The organism is Leuconostoc aquikimchii, assembly GCF_040838325.1.
GTDB lineage: Bacteria > Bacillota > Bacilli > Lactobacillales > Lactobacillaceae > Leuconostoc > Leuconostoc aquikimchii.
Map to the genome: position 1 here is coordinate 430,641 of NZ_JBFPER010000001.1, position 19,011 is coordinate 449,651.

Consider the following 19,011-nt stretch of genomic DNA (forward strand, 5'->3'; position numbering starts at 1 on the left):
AAATCATGAAAATTTATGCAGTTCGTCACGGACAAACAATTTTTAATGTGCTGGATAAGGTGCAAGGATGGGCAGATACGCCATTGACAAGTCAAGGGGAACAGGATGGTCTCGCAGCTGGTCAACGTTTAAAAAACGTCAAGTTTGATGTTGCTTTGTCATCAGATACATCACGTGCCATGCATACGGCAGAACTTATGTTGTCAGTAAATTCTCATGCTACGCCTAAATTAATTTATACGCCAGCTTGGCGTGAATTCTTTTTTGGTAGCTTTGAAGGTGGTGAAAATAAAGTCATGTGGGGTACAGCCGCTAAGGCGTTGGGCATCGACTCAGAAACGCCGGATGAAGTGGCACGTCAGGTTGATATGACTAAAATTATGGACACAATTTATGCTGTTGATCCGCAACATCTTGGTGAAAATGCAGCAGTTTTTTGGCAAAGAATGGCGCAGTCATTGGCAAAATTACAACAAGACTATGATGAGCATACAACTATTTTATTAGTCACACATGGGCAATTAATATGGAATTTGGCGCAACATTATGGTCACTTAAAAACAGCTGATCGGCCAAAAAATGGTGCAGTGGCGGTATTTAACATTGATAAAGATGGTAACGTTAGCGTTACGAATTTTAATGATGTGACAACTATATTTTAAAAATAAAAACATACAGCGCAACTTGTTAGAATTGTTCTAACAAGTTGCGCTGTATGTTTATTTAAGGTAATTTTTTAATTAGTTGTCCAATACAGAAAGCATAAGTGTCTGGAAATCAGATACAAAACGATTGGTGTCCACCAAGACTGCTACTTTTGACGTTGTTGGTTCAAGTAACTTATCTTTGTCACCAATTGTACGACCGTAATCACCGCTCTTTTGATCAAATGTCACGTGCATTGCCAAAGGCAAGGTGGTCACGTAACTTGGGTCAATGCCAACTGCAACAGCCAAGGGATCATGTAATGCAGCACCTTTTTTATCAATACCAAGGTTAGCATAGGCATCAATGTAGAAATCCATTAATTCAGCAAATTTATTGCCGGCTGCTGTATTTAACGCACGCCAAGCAGCTGTTTCTTTTTTGGTCAAGAGTGTGCGCAATGTGACATCTAAGCCGACCATTGTTAAGTTTTTTTGATGGGTAAAGGCATAATCAGCATCTTCAGGGTCTTGATGAATGTTAGCTTCAGTAAATGGCGTCACGTTGCCAGGCACTGTCAAGGCACCACCCATCAAGGTTGTATTGCCAATGAGCGTTGCTACTGTAGGGTCTTTTTTTATGGCAGTAGCTAAATTTGTTAAGGGACCAGTTGGAATAAAAATTAAATCATCTGCGTACTGATGAGCCGCTGCAATCAGAAAATCAACGCCAGATTGTGTCTCAACAGCACGTGGTGCAGTTTCTAATACAACCTCACCAATGCCGTTTTTGCCATGAATGAGTTGTGAAATAGGCATCACATCAAAGTGATCAGTCGTTGATGAATGACTTTCACCAATAAATACTGGTACATCATCAGCACCAAGTAAGTGCAATAAGTCCAGTGAGTTTTGAGCTGCTGTTTCGATCACTGTATTACCATAACTTGAAATAATACCAATGAGATCAACGTCTGGGGCACCCACAGCGTAGGCAAGTGCAAGCGCATCGTCAATACCTGTATCAAGATCGAGAATCATTTTTTTCTGAGCCATCATTTTTTTGTGCGTAGTGGTGAAACCTACTGACACACTTCCTCCATTTGATTAATAAATCTATTATACCGACTACCGGATAAAATAGTATCAAAAATGCGTGATATAATAATTAAAGTAAAATATTGTAGTTGAAAGGGTGTGTGTCGTCATATTGTGAGGCACACGGAGCAGTAAAAATGACACAAGAAGTATACGATATCGCAATTATTGGTGGGGGACCAGTGGGCATGTTTACAGCATTTTATGCCAGCCTACGCCAGACAAAAACAGTTTTAGTCGAAAGTTTGGCGACACTTGGGGGCCAAGTGTCAGCGCTTTATCCTGAAAAAACCATTTTAGATGTTGCTGGCTTTTCTGGTATTAAAGGGGCAGCGTTTATTACAGAATTAGATAAACAATTGCATCTATTTCCAGTAGATATTAAAACAGAAACAACTGTGGTTAATGTTGAACAATCCGGTGAGTTATTCACAGTAACGACGGATATTGGTGAGCCATTTCAAGCCAAAACTGTGATTATCACAACTGGTAAGGGTGCATTTGAACCACGTAAGATGCAAGTTGACGGCGTTGATGAACTTGTTGGCCAGGGCGTTCATTATTTTGTGACTAATAAACAAGATTTTGCTAACCGTCATGTGGCAATTGCCGGTGGTGGTGATTCTGCTGTAGATATGGCAACCATGTTGAATGATGTGACGCACGCGACCACGATTATCCATCGTCGTGACAATTTTCGTGCGATGGAACAGAGTGTGAATGCGTTGAATCAGTCAACTGTTATACAAGAAACACCTAAAAAAATAAGTCATATTGAAAAGCAAAGTAATGGGCAATTAAAGATCACTTTAGCACAAGTAAAAGCGGATACAATCACTAATGACATACAAGTTGATGATTTAATTGTTAACTATGGTTTTATTTCGGAAAGCAAAACGATTCAAGGTTGGGCAATCCAGCCGGAAATTTCGGGACAAGTTTTTAAAGTGGATCAAGAGATGCAAACTAGTATACCGGGTGTTTTTGCTGTTGGAGATGCAAGCCACTATATCGGTAAAGCTGATCTAATCGCTATTGGATTTGGTGAAGCACCGCATGCAGTTAATGCAGCGATACGTACATTTGATCCACATCGCGGCGGGCCTGGCCATTCGAGTTCTATGGTGCTTTAAGTAGGTAAACTAAGTTAATAAAACAGTTAAATATATGGTTTATGATAAACGCAGCGACACATGGCAAGTCGACACAATCGATTCCAATCAAAAGAAAATATCAGAAGACAGCACAGTTGATTAAATTTAGTATGTTATAGATCGCAAAAAAATCACAATACGTTAAGTATTGTGATTTTTTATTTAACACTGCTAGAAATAACAAATTTAGCCGTACGATAATCAATTTGAATACCTGGTTGAACGTTAAAAATCCAATAGTTTAAATCTAATGTTTTGCCATTATCTTGGACGGACTTAGCCATGTAATGGACACCGCGTGCGAGACGATCATCGCCAATATAAAGGGGTGTCACTTGCGCACGTATTGAGATATTTGGATGTTTATTGATCGTATCACGAATGTCGTCTTCTGGGACCAGTTGTCCAGGATAAGCATTTTGAACACGCGTACCTGTTGTCATGTTTTCGGTCACCATGGTTGGCATGCCGAAAAACTGGTAACCGACAATATGAGACTTATTCCAAAGCGCCTGCTTGCCGTTGCCCAGTTTAACATTGGGGTTATTGTGGTAACCACCAACCCATTTTGTGCCATCAAATCGATCATTGATGAACCAACCAGAAGGGCGTACATCGTAGGATATGCGATCAGGGCGGGTAGTCACTTTGTTAATACTAGCTTGGCTGGCAATAAAGTTACCTTGTTGCGACCGGCCTTGGTTATCAAGCGGTGATAGGCTCAAACCGTTAACAGGCCGGCATTTTGAAGCCTGGGATGGGTAAGTCTGTTTTAGATCTGACGCGGTAAAAGTGGCTTTATTGTTATTGATATGTACAATATCGCCATTCAGAGTGCCATCCCATTTCAAGTCTAATAGGGCTTGATTGTCGGCTGCAACCGCTGTGCTGTATTTTGATGCAGGGGGCGTTTCTTGATGCTGTTTTTGGTCACTTTGCCAAAAATAAAAGCCAAAAACTACGAGTAAAATAATAACTGATAACAGTCTATTTTTCGGTGATTGCTTGCGTTTGTAAGTACGTCTTCTTGCCATATTATTCTCCATTAAAAGCTCTTAAAAGCATACCATTTTTGATGGCAAATAAAAACCAGTAAGCATGACTTAACGCCTGCTTACTGGTTTAATCATATTATTTCAATAAGTGCCATTCTGATTTGAACTGTTCAAGAAAGTCTAACATGAATTGTTGCCGACTTGTTGCTATTTGACGTGCCGTTTCTGTATTTAAACGATCCTTAATTAATAATAATTTTTCATAAAAGTGATTAATAGTCGTGCTATCGTCGCTCCGGTATTCAGCTTTGTTTTTGGCAGTACGTGGGGCAATACTAGGATCATAAAGGACGCGTTTTTTTACCGCGCCGTAAGTAATGGCACGCGTAATGGCAATAGCGCCCATGGCTTCCAAACGATCGGCATCTTGCACAATTTGCCCGTTAATATCAAGTGGTTCGGCATGGCCTTCGATTGATTTAGACCAGGACATATTGTCAATAATTTGTATGATTTCAGTAATTGATCCAGGCGAAACTTGTATGGCTTGCAAAAAAGTCATTAAGTCTTTTTTCGCTGCCAAGGCTTCTGTTTCCGTGTTAAATAGCTTGTCATCATAGACATCGTGCAACAGTGCAGCGGCACGAACAATAAATTGATTAGCACTGGGTTCATGAATCAATATTTTGTCAGCTAATGCGACGACACGATTAATATGATCAACACTGTGACCAGTGTTGTCTTTAGCGAGTGCCTGTTGCATATAATCAGTAATTTCTGTGAGTTGTGTCATATCATTAATCCCCTTTGATCATTAAATAGATGCCTGATTAACTGTATCAGTTTTGATCTCATTGTGAAAGGTCTAATGTTATCTTATAACGGCTATTGTTTTTTTAATTTCTTTAGAAAAACTATGAAAATAACCTAAAATTCGTTATAATTATCTTATAAAGCGTGCCTCATATGGCAAAGAACATGTGTTGTGATTTCAGCACGTGACAGAAAGAGAGACTCATATGTCAGAACCAAATAATGTCCTTTTTAATACAGCTAATCTCACAGATTCAGCGGTTATCTACGATAAGTTTTCTAAATCAGAACAACAATTTTCTGTTCAAAAAGATAAAACTTTTTACATCACGACACCTATTTATTATCCTTCAGGAAAGTTGCAGCTGGGCAATACCTATACAACAGTTCTCGCTGATGCGGCAGCGCGTTATCATCGTTTGCTTGGGGAAGATGTTTATTTTGTAACTGGGACTGACGAACACGGACTTAAAATTCAACAAAAAGCGAAAGCTGAGGGCGTGTCTGAAATTAATTATTTGGATGGTATGGCGAAAGGCATTAAAGATCTTTGGCAACTGATGGATATTTCATACGATGATTTTATCCGTACAACTGAAGAACGACATGAAAAAGCTGTTCAAAAAATATTCACGACGTTACTTAAAAATGGTGACATTTATAAGGGCGAATATGAGGGTTGGTATTCTGTTTCAGATGAAGAATATTTTACCGAATCACAGTTGGCAGAAGTCTATCGTGATGCAGATGACAAAATGATTGGTGGCAAGGCCCCTTCAGGACATGATGTTGAGTTAGTTAAAGAAGAAGCATACTTCTTCAAAATGAGTAAGTATGCAGATTGGCTGCTTGATTACTATAAAACCCATCCAGAATTTATCCAACCTGAAGCACGCATGAATGAAATGATTAATAATTTCATTGCGCCAGGTTTGGAAGATTTGGCAGTGACTCGTACGGCTGTGGATTGGGGCATTTCAGTGCCCGGAGATGAAAAACATGTTATCTATGTTTGGGTAGATGCACTATCTAACTATATTACCGCACTTGGTTACGACTCAGATAATACAGATTTATTTAAAAAATTCTGGCCAGCCAATGTCCAATTAGTTGGTAAAGAAATCGTACGTTTTCACACAATTTACTGGCCTATCATGTTACACGCGCTTGGCCTCGAACTACCGAAGGCGGTCATTGGTCATGGTTGGCTAGTGATGAAAGATGGTAAGATGTCAAAATCTAAGGGTAATGTTATTTATCCTGAGGTGTTAGAGAAACGCTATGGTTTAGACGCTGTGCGATACTACTTGCTACGTGCCATGCCGTTTGGTAATGACGGAGTATTTACACCCGAAGACTTTGTAGCACGTGTCAATTTTGATCTAGCTAACGATTTAGGGAACTTACTGAACCGCACAGTGGCAATGATTAACAAGTATGAAAATGGTATTGTGCCCGAACTACGCACTGGTAAAACTGATTTTGATGAGAACTTGGTTTGCACAGTAGAAGACGCCATTGTTGCGTACAACAAAAACTTCCAAGATATGCGTACTGCAGACGCTTTGGAAAATATCTGGACAATTATTAGACGAGCTAATAAATATATCGATGAAACGCAACCATGGGTTTTGGCCAAAGATGACGCGCAAAAAATTGTGTTATCAAACGTCATGGCACATTTGGCAGGGGCATTACGTGTTGTCGCCGTTTTGTTGCAGCCAGTTTTGACACAAGCGCCGAAGAAAATCTACGAGCAACTTGGTTTTGAATACCCAGAAAATGGCGTCCATATTGGTGGCCTGACATTTGGTAAGTTGCCAACTGGTGGGACAGTGGCCAAAAAAGGCGAACCTATTTTTCCACGTCAAGACGTTGCAGAAGAAGTAAGCTTTATTTCGAGTCTGGTATCAAAGGATACAAAAGGCAAAGGGCGTGCAGTAAAAGAAGAAGCTAAGAAAACTGCAGTTGCAGAGGAACCAGCGCGTGAACTCATTACGTATGATGATTTTGCTAAAGTTGAGATTTTGGCTGCTAAAATAACCGCTGGTGAGCTTGTCGAAAACTCTCAAAAGTTACTCAAATTCACACTTGATGATGGGTCAGGTAAACCGCGACAAATTTTGTCAGGTATTCGTAAGTGGTATGCTGATCCTGCTGTATTAGTGGGCAAGACGGTCGCTATTGTAGCTAACATGAAACCACGTAAAATGGCTGGTGAACTATCAGAAGGTATGATTTTATCGGCTGAAAAAAATGATATTGTGACGGTTACTATTTTGCCTGATTCAATTGCACCTGGTTCAGGTATTGAATAAACGTATATAATGTTATTTTTATCACAAAGACGAATTATGATTCATAGACTATGATAGGCTTTTAATCGATCAATGTGCAATAAAAACGTTGATTGATTAGGCATGGTCGCTATAAACTAGCAAATGTGCTTTTGAAAAAAAGCAATCACATGTGTTCGCTCAAGCATTAACTTTGTGCTATAATATGGTTGTTGACAAAAGTCAAAAACAAAATCTTTGGAGGATCTATACACATGACTGTTAAGATTGGTATTAACGGATTTGGACGTATTGGCCGTTTGGCCTTCCGTCGTATTCTTGAATTATCAGACAAGGCTTCAGATATTGAAGTTGTTGCAATCAACGATTTGACTAGCCCTGATATGTTGGCATACTTGTTGAAGTATGACTCAATTCACGGTACTTTGAACGCTGAAGTTTCATCAGATGACACTGGTATCATCGTCAATGGTACGCACTACTCAGTTTACGCAGAACGTAATGCTGCTGACTTGAAGTGGGTTGCTAACGATGGTGTTGATTATGTATTGGAAGCTACTGGTTTCTATACATCAGCCGAAAAGTCACAAGCGCATTTGGATGCTGGTGCTAAAAAGGTATTAGTTTCAGCGCCAGCCGGTGCTGTTCCTACAGTTGTTTATGGTGTTAACCAAGATATCTTGACTGCAGATGACACAATCGTTTCTGCTGGTTCGTGCACAACGCAATCATTAGCACCAATGGCTGATGCATTGAACAAGGAATTTGGTGTTAAGGCTGGAACAATGACAACGGTTCATGCTTACACAGCTTCTCAAGCTTTGCAAGATGCACCTAAGTCAGGATTTGCTAAGCGCCAACAAAACCGTGCTGCTGCAAATACAACTTTGCCACATTCATCAGGTGCTGCTAAGGCTATTGGCTTGGTTATCCCTGAATTGGATGGTCGTTTGCAAGGACACGCTTTCCGTGTACCTGTTATCGATGGTTCAGTAACTGAATTGACTGCTACTTTGGACAAAGAAGTAACTGTTGATGAAGTTAACGCAGCAATGAAGAAGTACGAATCAGAATCATTTGGTTATAATGGTGATGGTTTGGTATCAACAGATATCATTGGCGACACACACGGCACAGTATTTGACCCAACACAAACTGAAATCACTACTGGTAACGGTTCACAATTGGTTAAAATTTCTGCTTGGTATGACAATGAATACGGTTTCACTTCAAACATGATCCGCACATTGTTGCACTTCGCCACTTTGTAAAAATATAAAATATGACTAAAATAAAAATCTGCTTTGGCAGGTTTTTTTAGTGGCAACCTTTTTTTAGCAAAATATGCTATACTTTATTCATCTATTTGAAAGAGGTTTCAACAGTGAAAGTTGCATTTTCATCAGATAATCATTTTGATTTAAATAAGATTGATGTTAAGCGTGCCATGCATTTACAGGCGCTTTATTTATTGAACCAATCTGTTGATATTTATGTTATTGCCGGTGATTTGTTTAATGATTTTCAAAAATCATTATCATTTGCACGTGATATGCAGGACGCATTAGGTGATAAGATAATAATCCGTTTTATTGCCGGTAATCATGATATGGGTAACGGTGTTACCTATGAAGAATTAGAAAGTGATATTGACCCACTTTATTTTCACAATAAATTCATTGACCTCACACCTTCAGTACGACTAATTGGTAATAATGGTTGGTATAATTACGATTTTGTTGGTGATGATTACACGGAAGATCAAATTAAGCAATTTAAAAATGCATTTTGGTATGATCGCAGGATTAAACAACCTATTTCAGATAAAGAACGTTTTAACCGTAATATGAAACAATTACAAGAACAACTAGATGCGGCTGATCATCAGCAAACAGTGGTTGTGTCACACTTTGTACCACGCAGTGATTATATTAAACGTTTTCCAAATGGCATGTCACGTTTAGACATGGCTAATGCATTTTTGGGTAGCAATAAAGTCGGTAAAATTTTAGATAATTCTTATACTATTGCTACAATTACAGGACATCTACATTTACATCCTGCACCATTAAAGGTAGGAAATAATGTCTACTACAACGCTGCAGTGGGTTACAACACAACACGAGTGCATGAATGGGTTAGTGATGATTTTATGACAGAGTGGCGAAGTCATCTCGTAATACTAGATTTTTAAGATACTGGCGACAGTATTTTTTTATTTTATGATATTTAGTTTGACTATCGAAATAAATCATGAGATAATTTTGTTATTATATATTTCGATAGTCGAAGTATTAGACGAAAGGAAATGTGGTTTGTGATTTTCAATGATGTGATAACTTGATGCCTAAATCAGGGTGTATCACATGATTAGAATATCACCAACCACGCTTACAAATCATGCCAGTTCTAACAACAACAGAAATTATGGATCTTATCCCAAATCGTTACCCAATTCTTTACATGGATTATGTTGAAGAAATGGTACCGGACGAATCAATTGTTGCGGTTAAAAACGTGACAATCAATGAACAATTCTTCCAAGGCCATTTTCCAGGTAACCCTGTGATGCCAGGTGTTTTAATTATTGAATCATTGGCACAAGCAGCGTCAATCTTAATTTTATCATCACCACAATTTAAAGGTAAAACAGCCTATATGACTGGCATTGATGATGCTAAGTTTAAAAAAATGGTTGTCCCTGGTGATGTATTGAAGTTACATGTAACTTTTGGTAAGTTACGCTCAAACATGGGGAGCGTCATTGTTGAAGCCAAAGTTGACGGGAAGACAGCAACATCTGCTGAATTGATGTTTGTCGTTTCGCCAGATAAAAAAGATGAATGACACGTCAACACCTTATTTTGAAGAACTAAACAGTGAACTTGTCGTCGTGTTTAACAATGTGATGTGGATTGAAGAAGCTGCTTTAAAGCAAAGTTATTTTGCTGATATCACGTTAAAAGATATGCATACAATTGATGCCATTTCGATGTATTCTGAAAAAAGCGCATCACAAGTTGCTAAGATGATTCATTTAACACCTAGCGCAATGACAACAGCTATTGATCGGCTTGTTGATAAGGGCTACATTGAACGGAGACGTTCAGACAAGGATCGGCGCGTTGTGCGTTTAGGTTTGACACACAAGGGCCGGGTTGTTTATCGTGCGCATCAAGAGTTTCATCGTGATTTGACGCATAATTTGTTAAAAGATATGCAAGATACTGAAGTTGAAACGGTGCGACGTGCGATTCACAATTTGGTGAGTTATCTAGGCAACGTTACGAAACATTAAGGGGAGACATGGAACATTTAAAGATTGTAGCCTCGGCAAGGCAATTACCAGAACTTCAAGTAACCAATCAAGAATTGAGCAACATTATGGATACGAGTGACGACTGGATATTTAGTCGCACTGGCATTCATCAACGTCAAATTGTGACGACTGAAAATACGAGTGACTTAGCCACGGCAGTAGCTAAACAATTACTAGACAAGTCAGGTGTCACAGCGGATAGTTTAGACTTTATTATTGTGAGTACGATGTCACCTGATAGTTTGTCACCAAGTACGGCGGCAATAGTACAGGGGGCAATTGGTGCTAGTAATGCCTTTGCTTTTGACTTAAGTGCTGCATGCTCAGGTTTTGTCTATGGGTTAAGTGTTGCTAGCAGTCTATTATCAACACGATACAAGCGTGGACTTGTTATTGGTTCAGAAGTACTATCAAAGCTAGTAGACTGGCAAGATCGTACGACAGCAGTATTGTTTGGTGATGGTGCTGCTGGTGTGCTTGTCGAGACGACAACAGAAAATGTTGGGTTACTTGGCGAACAGTTGCGTACGTATGGTGACAAGGGTGATAATTTAGTAGCGGGACGATTTGCGAATCAAAATCCTTTTGCTGGAGAAATCAGTCCGGTTGATCCTTATTTCCACCAGAATGGTCGTGAAGTATACAGCTTTGCGACACGTGAAGTACCTGCAGTGTTACAGACTGCTTTAAAAAAGGCAGAAATAGCGGCTGATGATGTGGATTATTACTTATTACATCAAGCTAATGCCAGAATTGTTACGTCAATTGCTAAACGTTTCGGACAGCCAGTAGATAAGTTTCCAACCAACATGGCTGAAAATGGCAATACGAGTGCAGCAAGTATCGGTCTATTATTCGATGAGCTGATCGAATCTGGTAAGGTTCATGCAGGTCAAACCATTGCGTTTGTCGGTTTTGGTGGTGGCCTAACCGTTGGCGCTCAAATTTGGAAAATTTAAATCATCGGTGTAGACGGCTGCACCGTAAAAATCTAACGAAAATACATAAAACAGATATCAGGAGAATAGCAACATGACAGACACAGAAATTTTTGACAAAGTTAAAGAAATATTAGTGGATCAATTTGATTTAGAAGCGAATGAAGTGAGTTTGACAACAGACTTAACAAACGATATTGACGCTGATTCATTAGACTTATTTGAAGTTTTGAACCGCGTTGAAGACGACTTTGATATTAAGTTGGCCGTTGCTGAAGATATCAAGACAGTGCAAGATTTAGTTGACAAGGTTAAGGCACAATTAGCCGCTTAAATGTTACAAGTGATCAGTTACTGGTCACGTACATAGTTAATTTAAAGGAAAATATGATGGCAGTAATTGTAAATAACCCACTTTTCAAAAAATTAGGGATGAAATATCCAATCGTTGAAGGTGGCATGACATGGGCAGGCACTGGCGTTTTAGCGGCGGCAATTTCAGAAGCTGGTGGTTTAGGATTCATTGGTACAGGCTACTGGCATGGCGAAGATGTTCGTAAAGAAATTAAGCGTGTTAAGTCGTTAACGGATAAACCTTTTGGTGTCAATGTGATGTTGTTGAGTCGTCATATTCGTGAAGTATTTGATGTCATCATTGAAGAAGGCGTTGCAGTAGTGGCAACTGGCGCTGGCGATCCGTCACCGTTTTTGGAAGAATTACACGCAGCAGGTATTATTGTGATGCCTGTTGTACCTTCAGTCTCATTAGCACAAATGATGGAGAAAAAAGGCGTTGATGCTGTCATCGCTGAGGGTATGGAATCTGGTGGACATATTGGTATGTTAACAACCATGACACTTGTACCGCAAGTTGTTGATGCAGTTGATATTCCGGTTATTGCGGCTGGTGGTATTGGTGATGGTCGCGGCGTTGCAGCAGCATTCATGTTAGGTGCAGCTGGTGCTCAAATGGGTACGCGATTCTTAACAGCCACTGAGTCTGAAATTCATCAAAACTTCAAAGCTAAAATCATTAAGGCAAAAGATATTGACACAATTGTTACGGGTAATATACTTGGCAATCGTGCCCGTGTTTTGAAAAACAAAATGGCTAAAAGTTTCGTCAAAAATGAAGTGAACGAATTACAAAAAGAAAAGCCAGATGCAGCTGCAATGGAAAAGCTTGAATCAGGCACACTACGTCGTGCAGTTCAAGAAGGTGACAAAGATGGTGGTGCATTTATGGCTGGTCAAATATCAGGGTTGATTAAAGACGAGAAGCCGGCGGCAGATATTCTTTCAGATATTTGGACGCAAGCAACTGATTTGATGGGTATTGAAAATACAACATTGTAATGTCAGCCAATGATTGTTGGTTTGACTACAGTGAGATAATATATGGGGTTTAATTAGAATGAAACTAGGTATCTTGTTTAGTGGACAAGGGGCACAAAATGCCGGTATGGGACTTGATTTATATCAAGCTGTGCCAGCATACAAAGCAACAGTTGATCAGGCATCTAACATTTTAGGTTACGACTTACAAGAAGTAGCAAATGATGATGTCAAAATCAAACAAACAGCCTACGCACAACCTGCTATTTTGACAATGAGCAATGCCATACTCAATGCGTTGGGTGACACATTACCAACGCCGGTAGCGGGGCTTGGATTGAGTTTGGGTGAGTATTCTGCGCTATCAGCTAGTGGCGCATTAGATTTTGACCAAGCAGTTGCCATTATTAAGGACCGCGGCATGTATATGCAGACTGTTGGGGAGGCTAACCCTGGTAAAATGGTTGCGGTGATGGGTAATGATCAACAACTTATCGTAGATGTTCTAACAACATTACAAGCTGATGGCAAGCAGGTTTATCCAGCCAATTATAATACATTTGCGCAACTAGTTATTGGCGGCGTGGCAAGTGATGTCGATATAGCAGTTGCGGCATTAACAGAAGCAGGCATCCAGCGCATGGTAGAATTGCCCGTTTCCGGGGCATTCCATACACCATTACTGACTGATGCAGCAACACAACTTACGAAACGTCTGTCAGACGAAACGTTTAAAGAAACAAATTATCCTGTCTATTCAAATACAACGAGCGAACCATTTACAAAAGAAGCAATGTTTGAGACATTAACTGAACAAATTATTTCACCAACATATTTTGCGCAAGCTATGAAAAAGATGTTAGATCTCGGCGTTGACACATTCTTAGAGGTAGGACCATCGGATACTTTGATCAAATTTGCTAAGAAAATTGCACCAAAAGATGTGAAGCGATATGCGATTACTGATTTAGAAAGTTTTAATGCATTTAAAGAAATATTGTTAGCAGAAGGGGAAAACGTTTAATGATGATGGATTTTACAAACCAAACTGTATTGGTAACTGGTTCTTCACGTGGTATCGGCTTAGCAATTGCCAAAGCTTTTGATGCAGCCGGTGCGCATGTCATTTTACATGCGCGTTCAGAAATAAAACCAGATATTTACGCAGATTTTAAACAAAAGCCGCAAGTGCTACAATTCGATATTGTCGATTCGGATGCAGCAGAAGCAAGTTTGAAAGCACTTTACAAGCAAGAAAATTTTGATGGTATCGATGTATTAATCAATAATGCAGGTATTACGAAAGATCAGTTAGCAATGGCAATGGCACCTAAGGATTTTGCAGAAGTTGTCAATGTTAATTTGAATGGTACTTTTAATGTGACACAACCTGTGTTTAAAAAAATGATTCGTCAAAAGCACGGGGCAATTATTAATCTAAGCTCGGTTGTGGGCTTAATGGGCAATATGGGACAAATTAATTATGCAGCGTCAAAAGCTGGTATTATTGGTTTGACTAAAAGCTTGGCAAAAGAAGGTGCGCGTCGAGGCATACGTGTCAATGCTATTGCACCAGGTATGATTGTGTCAGATATGACCAATGTTTTATCAGAAGAGACGCAAGCTAAAATTCTAGAAAATATTCCATTATCTCGTTTTGGTACGGCTGATGAAGTTGCTGAAGCCGTATTATTCTTGGCCGGAAGCGCCTATATCACAGGACAAACGCTTAGTATTGATGGCGGACTATATATTTAATTAAAGGAGAATCACATGTCACGAGTAGTAATCACTGGGCTTGGTGCTGTTACACCACTTGGTAATGATACAGAAACATTTTTGAACGGTATTTTTAATGAAAAAATTGGTATCAAACCTATCACAAAGTTCGATGCCTCAGAAACAGGTATTACAGTAGCTGGACAAGTTGATGGTTTTGATCCAGCACAACGTGTTGGTAAACGTGATGCACGAAAGATGGATTTATTTTCACAGTATGCTGTTGACGCTGCTGATCAGGCTTTAGAAAATGCTGGTTTAAAGTCAGCAGAAGGGTCTGAAAATCCAACAACTGTTCAAGATCCTACGCGTTTTGGTGTTATCTTAGGTAATGGTATTGGTGGCTTGACAACGATTCAAGATCAAGTGATTAAAATGCATGACAAAGGCCCACAACGTGTTAGCCCATTGTTCGTACCAGAATCAATTCCAAATATGGTATCTGGAAACGTGTCACTTCGCTTTGGTGCAAAAGGCGTCAATTTTACCATCGTAACAGCATGTGCTTCGGCAACTAATGCAATTGGTGAAGCTTTCTGGCGTATTCAATCTGGTAAAGCAGATGTTATGTTAACAGGTGGTTCAGAAGCAACAGTTAATGAGATTGGTATTGCTGGTTTCGCTGCATTAACGGCTTTGTCAAAAGAAGAAGATCCAGCGCAAGCTTCAAAACCATTTGATAAAAATCGTCATGGTTTTGTTCTGGGCGAGGGTTCTGGTATTTTGGTTATTGAAAGCTTGGAACATGCGCAAGCACGTGGTGCTCATATCTTGGCTGAATTGGTAGGATATGGTTCATCATCTGATGCTTATCATATGACATCACCATCACCTGATGGTGAAGGTGCGGCACGTGCCATGTTGGATGCACTTCAAGATGCTAAATTGCAACCAGAAAAAATTTCATATATTAACGCGCATGGCACAGCAACTGGCGCAAATGATTCTGGTGAAGCACATGCGATTGCGACTGTTTTTGGTGAAAATACATTGCCAGTCTCATCAACAAAGGGCATGACCGGTCATTTATTGGGTGCAGCTGGGGCAATTGAGGCCTTAATATCAGTTGGTTCACTTGTTCGTGGTGAATTACCAGTTAACGTTGGTAATGACGAGCAAGATGAAGACACTAAAGTTATTAATTTGGTAACCAAGGCAACAAAGGAGCAAGCACCAGAATATATTTTGAGTGCAAACTACGGCTTTGGTGGTCATAATGCGGCAGTTATTTTCAAGAAATGGCATGAAGAGGCTTAAATCATGAGTTTAAATATCGATGAAATCCGTAGTTTAATGACGGATTTAGAAAATAGTTCATTGCGTGAATTTAAAATTGCTGATGGTGATTTTAGTTTGCTTCTATCAAAAAATGATCATGCAACAGTTGTGAACACGCCAGTGGCACCTATGCAGACGCAAGTACAAGAACCAACTGGTTCAGAAACGTCAATAGAACATCCGTTGGCTAAACCAATCAAGGCTGGGAAAGAAATTGTTGCGCCAATGGTTGGTACAGTGTACTTACAACCAAAACCCGATGCACCTATGTTTAAATCTGTTGGTGATAAGGTATCTGTTGGTGAAACAGTGGCTGTTATTGAAGCAATGAAGTTGATGACTGAAATTCACAGTGATGTTGCAGGGATTGTTTCTGAGATTCTGGTTGAGAATGAAGAAGTTGTCGATTACAACAAACCACTGTATGTTATAACATCTGATTAATATATGCGGGTTTCCGCGTACATACCTAAATTAGGAGGAAAAGCATACAACGTTATGTGTTGTATGTTCTAAAGATAAATGAGCGTATTAAATACCCAACAAATTATGGCAATCATTCCACATCGTTACCCAATGTTGATGTTGGATACGGTTGAAGAACTGGTACCTGGTGAAAGAGCTGTGGCCTATAAAAATGTCACAATTAATGAAGAAATTTTCCAAGGCCATTTTCCAGGGAATCCAACTTTTCCAGGTGCATTAACTGTTGAAGCATTAGCACAAACAGGTGCTGTGGCACTATTATCATTACCAGAATATAAGGGTAAGACTGCTTATTTTGGTGGTATTAAGAAAGCACGTTATCGTCAAATGGTACGCCCTGGTGATCGATTGCGATTGGAAGTCACAATTGAACGCTTGCGTGGACCAATTGGTACCGGTAAGGGTATCGTCTGGATTGGTGACAAAAAGGCCACAACAGCTGAACTAACATTTATTATTGGAGATTAGTAGTGTTTAAAAAAGTATTGGTTGCGAATCGTGGAGAAATTGCGGTTCGTGTTATCCGAACATTAAAAGAAATGGGTATCGCATCAGTTGCTATTTATTCAACGGCTGATAAAGATAGTTTACACGTACAAATTGCTGATGAGGCAATTTCAGTAGGTGGACCCAAACCAAAAGATTCATATCTTAATATGAAAAATATTCTTAGCGCAGCCTTGCTCTCAGGTGCTGAAGCAATTCATCCGGGCTATGGTTTTCTTGCGGAAAATTCATTGTTTGCTGAAATGGTTGGTGAAGTTGGTATAAAGTGGATTGGTCCACGGCCAGAAACAATCGAATTAATGGGAAACAAAGCTAACGCGCGTGAAGAAATGCGTCGTGCCAATGTACCGATTATTCCAGGATCAGATGGCTTTATCCGTGATTTCACTGAGGCAAAAGAAGTAGCAAATCGTATTGGTTACCCACTACTACTTAAAGCAGCAGCTGGTGGTGGCGGTAAGGGGATGCGATTTGTTTATGGCGAAGATGAGTTGTCTGACAAATTTGATGATGCACAAAATGAAGCGCGATCATCTTATGGCGACGATCATATGTATATCGAAAAAGTCATGGAACGTGTGCGCCATATCGAAATGCAAGTATTTCGTGACGAAAATGGGCATGTAATTTATTTGCCAGAACGAAACTGTTCTTTACAACGAAATAATCAAAAAGTTATGGAAGAATCACCGGCAACCGGTGTAACGCCAGAAATGCGAGCACATTTGGGTGGTATTGTGACACGCGCTGCTCAAGCACTACGTTATGTTAATACTGGGACAATTGAATTTTTGCAGGATCGTGATGGTTCGTTTTACTTCATGGAAATGAACACACGTATTCAAGTGGAACATCCAGTATCTGAGATGGTGACAGGCTTAGATCTGATTAAGTTACAAATTTCAGTTGCTGCTGGTGAAGATTTACCAGTCTCACAAGACGATGTACAAGTGAATGGCCATTCTATAGAAGTACGTTTGACGGCAGAAAAGCCTGAAAAGCACTTTGCACCCAGTGCTGGGACGGTTGACTTTGCTTTCTTACCTACAGGTGGTCCTGGTATTAGAATTGACTCAGCATTATTTACAGGTGACAAAATTCAACCATTTTATGATTCAATGATTGGAAAATTAATTGTACATGGTGCTGATCGCATGCAAGCTATGGCTAAAATACGACGTATTATAGACGAAACAGTTATACGTGGCGTGGATACCAGCCGTAATTTTCAAAAAGCATTGTTAGATGACCCCCAAGTACAACGTGGGGAGTTTGATACGCGTTATCTAGAAAGTGAATTTTTACCACGTTGGATAGAAAGTTTACCTAAGAGTGAGTGAAGCATAATACCGCGTATGGCAAACATATGCGGTATTGTTATATTCAGAATAACGTCAACATTTTATTAAAATGAAGAGGAGGCATGTGTTTACTACCGTTTAATGATATTGTTCTGCCATTATAATTCTCAGTTATAATGGCGAGACATGTAAATAATTGACGTTTAAAGTGGTATGCACCTTACAATATGGATTTATATAATAATCAAAAATCAACCTCGAAAATCAAGCGTGACGCATCTGTCAATGATCGCATACCGGATGGTTTATTTCTGGCTTGCCCTTATTGTGGTGTGCAAATGTATAATAAGCAGCTTGGGCCATATCGTGTATGTGATCACTGTGGCTATGGTTTTCGTTTGCAAGCAAGAGAACGTGTCGAATTAATGACGGATTCATTTGAAGAAATGGACTCAGAAATTGAAATGACCAACCCTGATTTTCCTGGTTATGCTGATAAATTAGCACGTGCTAAATCACAAACAGGGCTTGGGGAGTCAGTTTTAACCGGCGTTGCAAAAATTGAAGATGAAAAAGTAGCGCTTGGCATTATGGATTCATATTTCATGATGGGATCGCTTGGTTCAATGACTGGTGAAAAAATCACACGTCTCTTTGAATATGCTACTGAAAATCGTTTGCCAGTCGTCTTGTTTACCGCATCTGGTGGTGCAAGAATGCAGGAGGGAATCAACTCACTCATGCAAATGGCTAAAATTTCCGGAGTCGTTGCAGCACACCAAGAAGCAGGATTGTTGTACCTCGTTGTCTTAACGGACCCAACAACAGGTGGCGTAACAGCAAGTTTTGCCATGCAAGGTGATGTTACTTTAGCTGAACCACATGCATTGGTTGGCTTCGCTGGTGCGCGTGTGATTGAATCAACTATTCACGAAAAATTACCAAAAGATTTCCAACGTGTAGAAACATTGATGGAAAATGGTTTTGTGGATCAAATTGTGCCACGTCCTGAACTGAGCAAAATAATTGCAAAAGTGGTGAAATTGCATCATGTGACGGAGGTTTAA

General features: G+C 39.7%; 20 protein-coding genes. 17 read left to right on the plus strand and 3 right to left on the minus strand.

The window, feature by feature from the left end; genetic code table 11:
* The first annotated feature begins 5 nt into the window (after window positions 1-5).
* Entirely contained in the window at window positions 6-662 is a 657-nt protein-coding gene (locus tag AB3K24_RS02200; protein WP_367973587.1) for a histidine phosphatase family protein, read from the plus strand.
* Between the two features lie 78 nt (window positions 663-740).
* Here the strand turns inward: AB3K24_RS02200 and AB3K24_RS02205 are convergent, their stop codons facing one another.
* Window positions 741-1,700 carry a nucleoside hydrolase gene (locus AB3K24_RS02205; RefSeq protein WP_367975541.1) on the minus strand — a complete coding sequence of 320 codons (960 nt, stop codon included), beginning with the start codon at window positions 1,698-1,700 and terminating at the stop codon, window positions 741-743.
* Window positions 1,701-1,879: 179 nt separating this feature from the next.
* Here AB3K24_RS02205 and AB3K24_RS02210 point away from each other — a divergent pair, with 179 nt between their 5' ends.
* Entirely contained in the window at window positions 1,880-2,875 is a 996-nt protein-coding gene (locus tag AB3K24_RS02210) for an NAD(P)/FAD-dependent oxidoreductase (RefSeq protein WP_367973588.1), read from the plus strand.
* 179 nt (window positions 2,876-3,054) lie between these two features.
* Here the strand turns inward: AB3K24_RS02210 and AB3K24_RS02215 are convergent, their stop codons facing one another.
* Together AB3K24_RS02215 and AB3K24_RS02220 are read right to left on the minus strand one after the other, a co-directional pair.
* Window positions 3,055-3,930, minus strand: a complete 876-nt coding sequence (locus AB3K24_RS02215) for a DNA/RNA non-specific endonuclease (RefSeq protein ID WP_367973589.1) — start codon at window positions 3,928-3,930, stop codon at window positions 3,055-3,057.
* Window positions 3,931-4,027: 97 nt separating this feature from the next.
* Window positions 4,028-4,684, minus strand: coding sequence for an HD domain-containing protein (locus AB3K24_RS02220; protein WP_367973590.1), 657 nt, complete (start codon window positions 4,682-4,684; stop codon window positions 4,028-4,030).
* A gap of 226 nt (window positions 4,685-4,910) precedes the next feature.
* Between AB3K24_RS02220 and metG the strand changes: the two genes are divergently transcribed.
* The 15 genes from metG (at window position 4,911) to AB3K24_RS02295 (ending at window position 19,011) form a co-directional block, all read left to right on the plus strand.
* Complete coding sequence (gene metG / locus AB3K24_RS02225) at window positions 4,911-7,022, plus strand: methionine--tRNA ligase (RefSeq protein WP_367973591.1); 2,112 nt, start codon at window positions 4,911-4,913, stop codon at window positions 7,020-7,022.
* A 233-nt stretch (window positions 7,023-7,255) separates the two neighbouring features.
* Window positions 7,256-8,272 carry a type I glyceraldehyde-3-phosphate dehydrogenase gene (gene gap / locus AB3K24_RS02230; protein ID WP_367973592.1) on the plus strand — a complete coding sequence of 339 codons (1,017 nt, stop codon included), beginning with the start codon at window positions 7,256-7,258 and terminating at the stop codon, window positions 8,270-8,272.
* Window positions 8,273-8,385: 113 nt separating this feature from the next.
* Entirely contained in the window at window positions 8,386-9,195 is an 810-nt protein-coding gene (locus AB3K24_RS02235) for a metallophosphoesterase (RefSeq protein WP_367973593.1), read from the plus strand.
* 206 nt (window positions 9,196-9,401) lie between these two features.
* On the plus strand, window positions 9,402-9,848 hold the full coding sequence (fabZ, locus tag AB3K24_RS02240; protein ID WP_367973594.1) for a 3-hydroxyacyl-ACP dehydratase FabZ: 447 nt from the start codon (window positions 9,402-9,404) through the stop codon (window positions 9,846-9,848).
* Complete coding sequence (locus AB3K24_RS02245) at window positions 9,841-10,299, plus strand: MarR family winged helix-turn-helix transcriptional regulator (RefSeq protein ID WP_367973595.1); 459 nt, start codon at window positions 9,841-9,843, stop codon at window positions 10,297-10,299. Before fabZ (AB3K24_RS02240) ends, AB3K24_RS02245 begins: the two co-directional genes overlap by 8 nt.
* Before the next feature lie 8 nt (window positions 10,300-10,307).
* Window positions 10,308-11,279: a beta-ketoacyl-ACP synthase III gene (locus AB3K24_RS02250; protein ID WP_367973596.1), complete on the plus strand. Its 972-nt coding sequence runs from the start codon at window positions 10,308-10,310 to the stop codon at window positions 11,277-11,279.
* Window positions 11,280-11,352: 73 nt separating this feature from the next.
* Window positions 11,353-11,592 carry an acyl carrier protein gene (locus AB3K24_RS02255; RefSeq protein ID WP_367973597.1) on the plus strand — a complete coding sequence of 80 codons (240 nt, stop codon included), beginning with the start codon at window positions 11,353-11,355 and terminating at the stop codon, window positions 11,590-11,592.
* A 56-nt stretch (window positions 11,593-11,648) separates the two neighbouring features.
* Window positions 11,649-12,614, plus strand: a complete 966-nt coding sequence (locus tag AB3K24_RS02260; RefSeq protein ID WP_367973598.1) for a nitronate monooxygenase — start codon at window positions 11,649-11,651, stop codon at window positions 12,612-12,614.
* A 58-nt stretch (window positions 12,615-12,672) separates the two neighbouring features.
* The gene (locus AB3K24_RS02265) at window positions 12,673-13,617 is read left to right on the plus strand and encodes an ACP S-malonyltransferase (RefSeq protein WP_367973599.1); all 945 of its coding nucleotides are present in this window, start codon (window positions 12,673-12,675) and stop codon (window positions 13,615-13,617) included.
* A gap of 2 nt (window positions 13,618-13,619) precedes the next feature.
* On the plus strand, window positions 13,620-14,351 hold the full coding sequence (locus AB3K24_RS02270; protein ID WP_367975543.1) for a beta-ketoacyl-ACP reductase: 732 nt from the start codon (window positions 13,620-13,622) through the stop codon (window positions 14,349-14,351).
* A 15-nt stretch (window positions 14,352-14,366) separates the two neighbouring features.
* Complete coding sequence (fabF, locus tag AB3K24_RS02275) at window positions 14,367-15,629, plus strand: beta-ketoacyl-ACP synthase II (protein WP_367973600.1); 1,263 nt, start codon at window positions 14,367-14,369, stop codon at window positions 15,627-15,629.
* A 3-nt stretch (window positions 15,630-15,632) separates the two neighbouring features.
* Entirely contained in the window at window positions 15,633-16,094 is a 462-nt protein-coding gene (gene accB, locus AB3K24_RS02280) for an acetyl-CoA carboxylase biotin carboxyl carrier protein (protein WP_367973601.1), read from the plus strand.
* A gap of 78 nt (window positions 16,095-16,172) precedes the next feature.
* On the plus strand, window positions 16,173-16,604 hold the full coding sequence (fabZ, locus tag AB3K24_RS02285) for a 3-hydroxyacyl-ACP dehydratase FabZ (protein WP_367973602.1): 432 nt from the start codon (window positions 16,173-16,175) through the stop codon (window positions 16,602-16,604).
* A 2-nt stretch (window positions 16,605-16,606) separates the two neighbouring features.
* Window positions 16,607-17,983, plus strand: a complete 1,377-nt coding sequence (locus tag AB3K24_RS02290; RefSeq protein ID WP_367973603.1) for an acetyl-CoA carboxylase biotin carboxylase subunit — start codon at window positions 16,607-16,609, stop codon at window positions 17,981-17,983.
* 188 nt (window positions 17,984-18,171) lie between these two features.
* A complete protein-coding gene (locus tag AB3K24_RS02295) occupies window positions 18,172-19,011 on the plus strand; it encodes an acetyl-CoA carboxylase carboxyltransferase subunit beta (protein WP_367973604.1) in 840 nt (279 codons plus the stop codon).

Coding starts and splice junctions, on each gene's coding strand:
- AB3K24_RS02200 (WP_367973587.1), top strand. CDS start 6: ATGAAAATTTATGCAGTTCGTCACGGACAAACAATTTTTAATGTGCTG.
- AB3K24_RS02205 (WP_367975541.1), bottom strand. CDS start 1,700: ATGGCTCAGAAAAAAATGATTCTCGATCTTGATACAGGTATTGACGAT.
- AB3K24_RS02210 (WP_367973588.1), top strand. CDS start 1,880: ATGACACAAGAAGTATACGATATCGCAATTATTGGTGGGGGACCAGTG.
- AB3K24_RS02215 (WP_367973589.1), bottom strand. CDS start 3,930: ATGGCAAGAAGACGTACTTACAAACGCAAGCAATCACCGAAAAATAGA.
- AB3K24_RS02220 (WP_367973590.1), bottom strand. CDS start 4,684: ATGACACAACTCACAGAAATTACTGATTATATGCAACAGGCACTCGCT.
- metG (WP_367973591.1), top strand. CDS start 4,911: ATGTCAGAACCAAATAATGTCCTTTTTAATACAGCTAATCTCACAGAT.
- gap (WP_367973592.1), top strand. CDS start 7,256: ATGACTGTTAAGATTGGTATTAACGGATTTGGACGTATTGGCCGTTTG.
- fabZ (WP_367973594.1), top strand. CDS start 9,402: ATGCCAGTTCTAACAACAACAGAAATTATGGATCTTATCCCAAATCGT.
- AB3K24_RS02245 (WP_367973595.1), top strand. CDS start 9,841: ATGAATGACACGTCAACACCTTATTTTGAAGAACTAAACAGTGAACTT.
- AB3K24_RS02250 (WP_367973596.1), top strand. CDS start 10,308: ATGGAACATTTAAAGATTGTAGCCTCGGCAAGGCAATTACCAGAACTT.
- AB3K24_RS02255 (WP_367973597.1), top strand. CDS start 11,353: ATGACAGACACAGAAATTTTTGACAAAGTTAAAGAAATATTAGTGGAT.
- AB3K24_RS02260 (WP_367973598.1), top strand. CDS start 11,649: ATGGCAGTAATTGTAAATAACCCACTTTTCAAAAAATTAGGGATGAAA.
- AB3K24_RS02265 (WP_367973599.1), top strand. CDS start 12,673: ATGAAACTAGGTATCTTGTTTAGTGGACAAGGGGCACAAAATGCCGGT.
- AB3K24_RS02270 (WP_367975543.1), top strand. CDS start 13,620: ATGATGGATTTTACAAACCAAACTGTATTGGTAACTGGTTCTTCACGT.
- fabF (WP_367973600.1), top strand. CDS start 14,367: ATGTCACGAGTAGTAATCACTGGGCTTGGTGCTGTTACACCACTTGGT.
- accB (WP_367973601.1), top strand. CDS start 15,633: ATGAGTTTAAATATCGATGAAATCCGTAGTTTAATGACGGATTTAGAA.
- fabZ (WP_367973602.1), top strand. CDS start 16,173: ATGAGCGTATTAAATACCCAACAAATTATGGCAATCATTCCACATCGT.
- AB3K24_RS02295 (WP_367973604.1), top strand. CDS start 18,172: ATGGATTTATATAATAATCAAAAATCAACCTCGAAAATCAAGCGTGAC.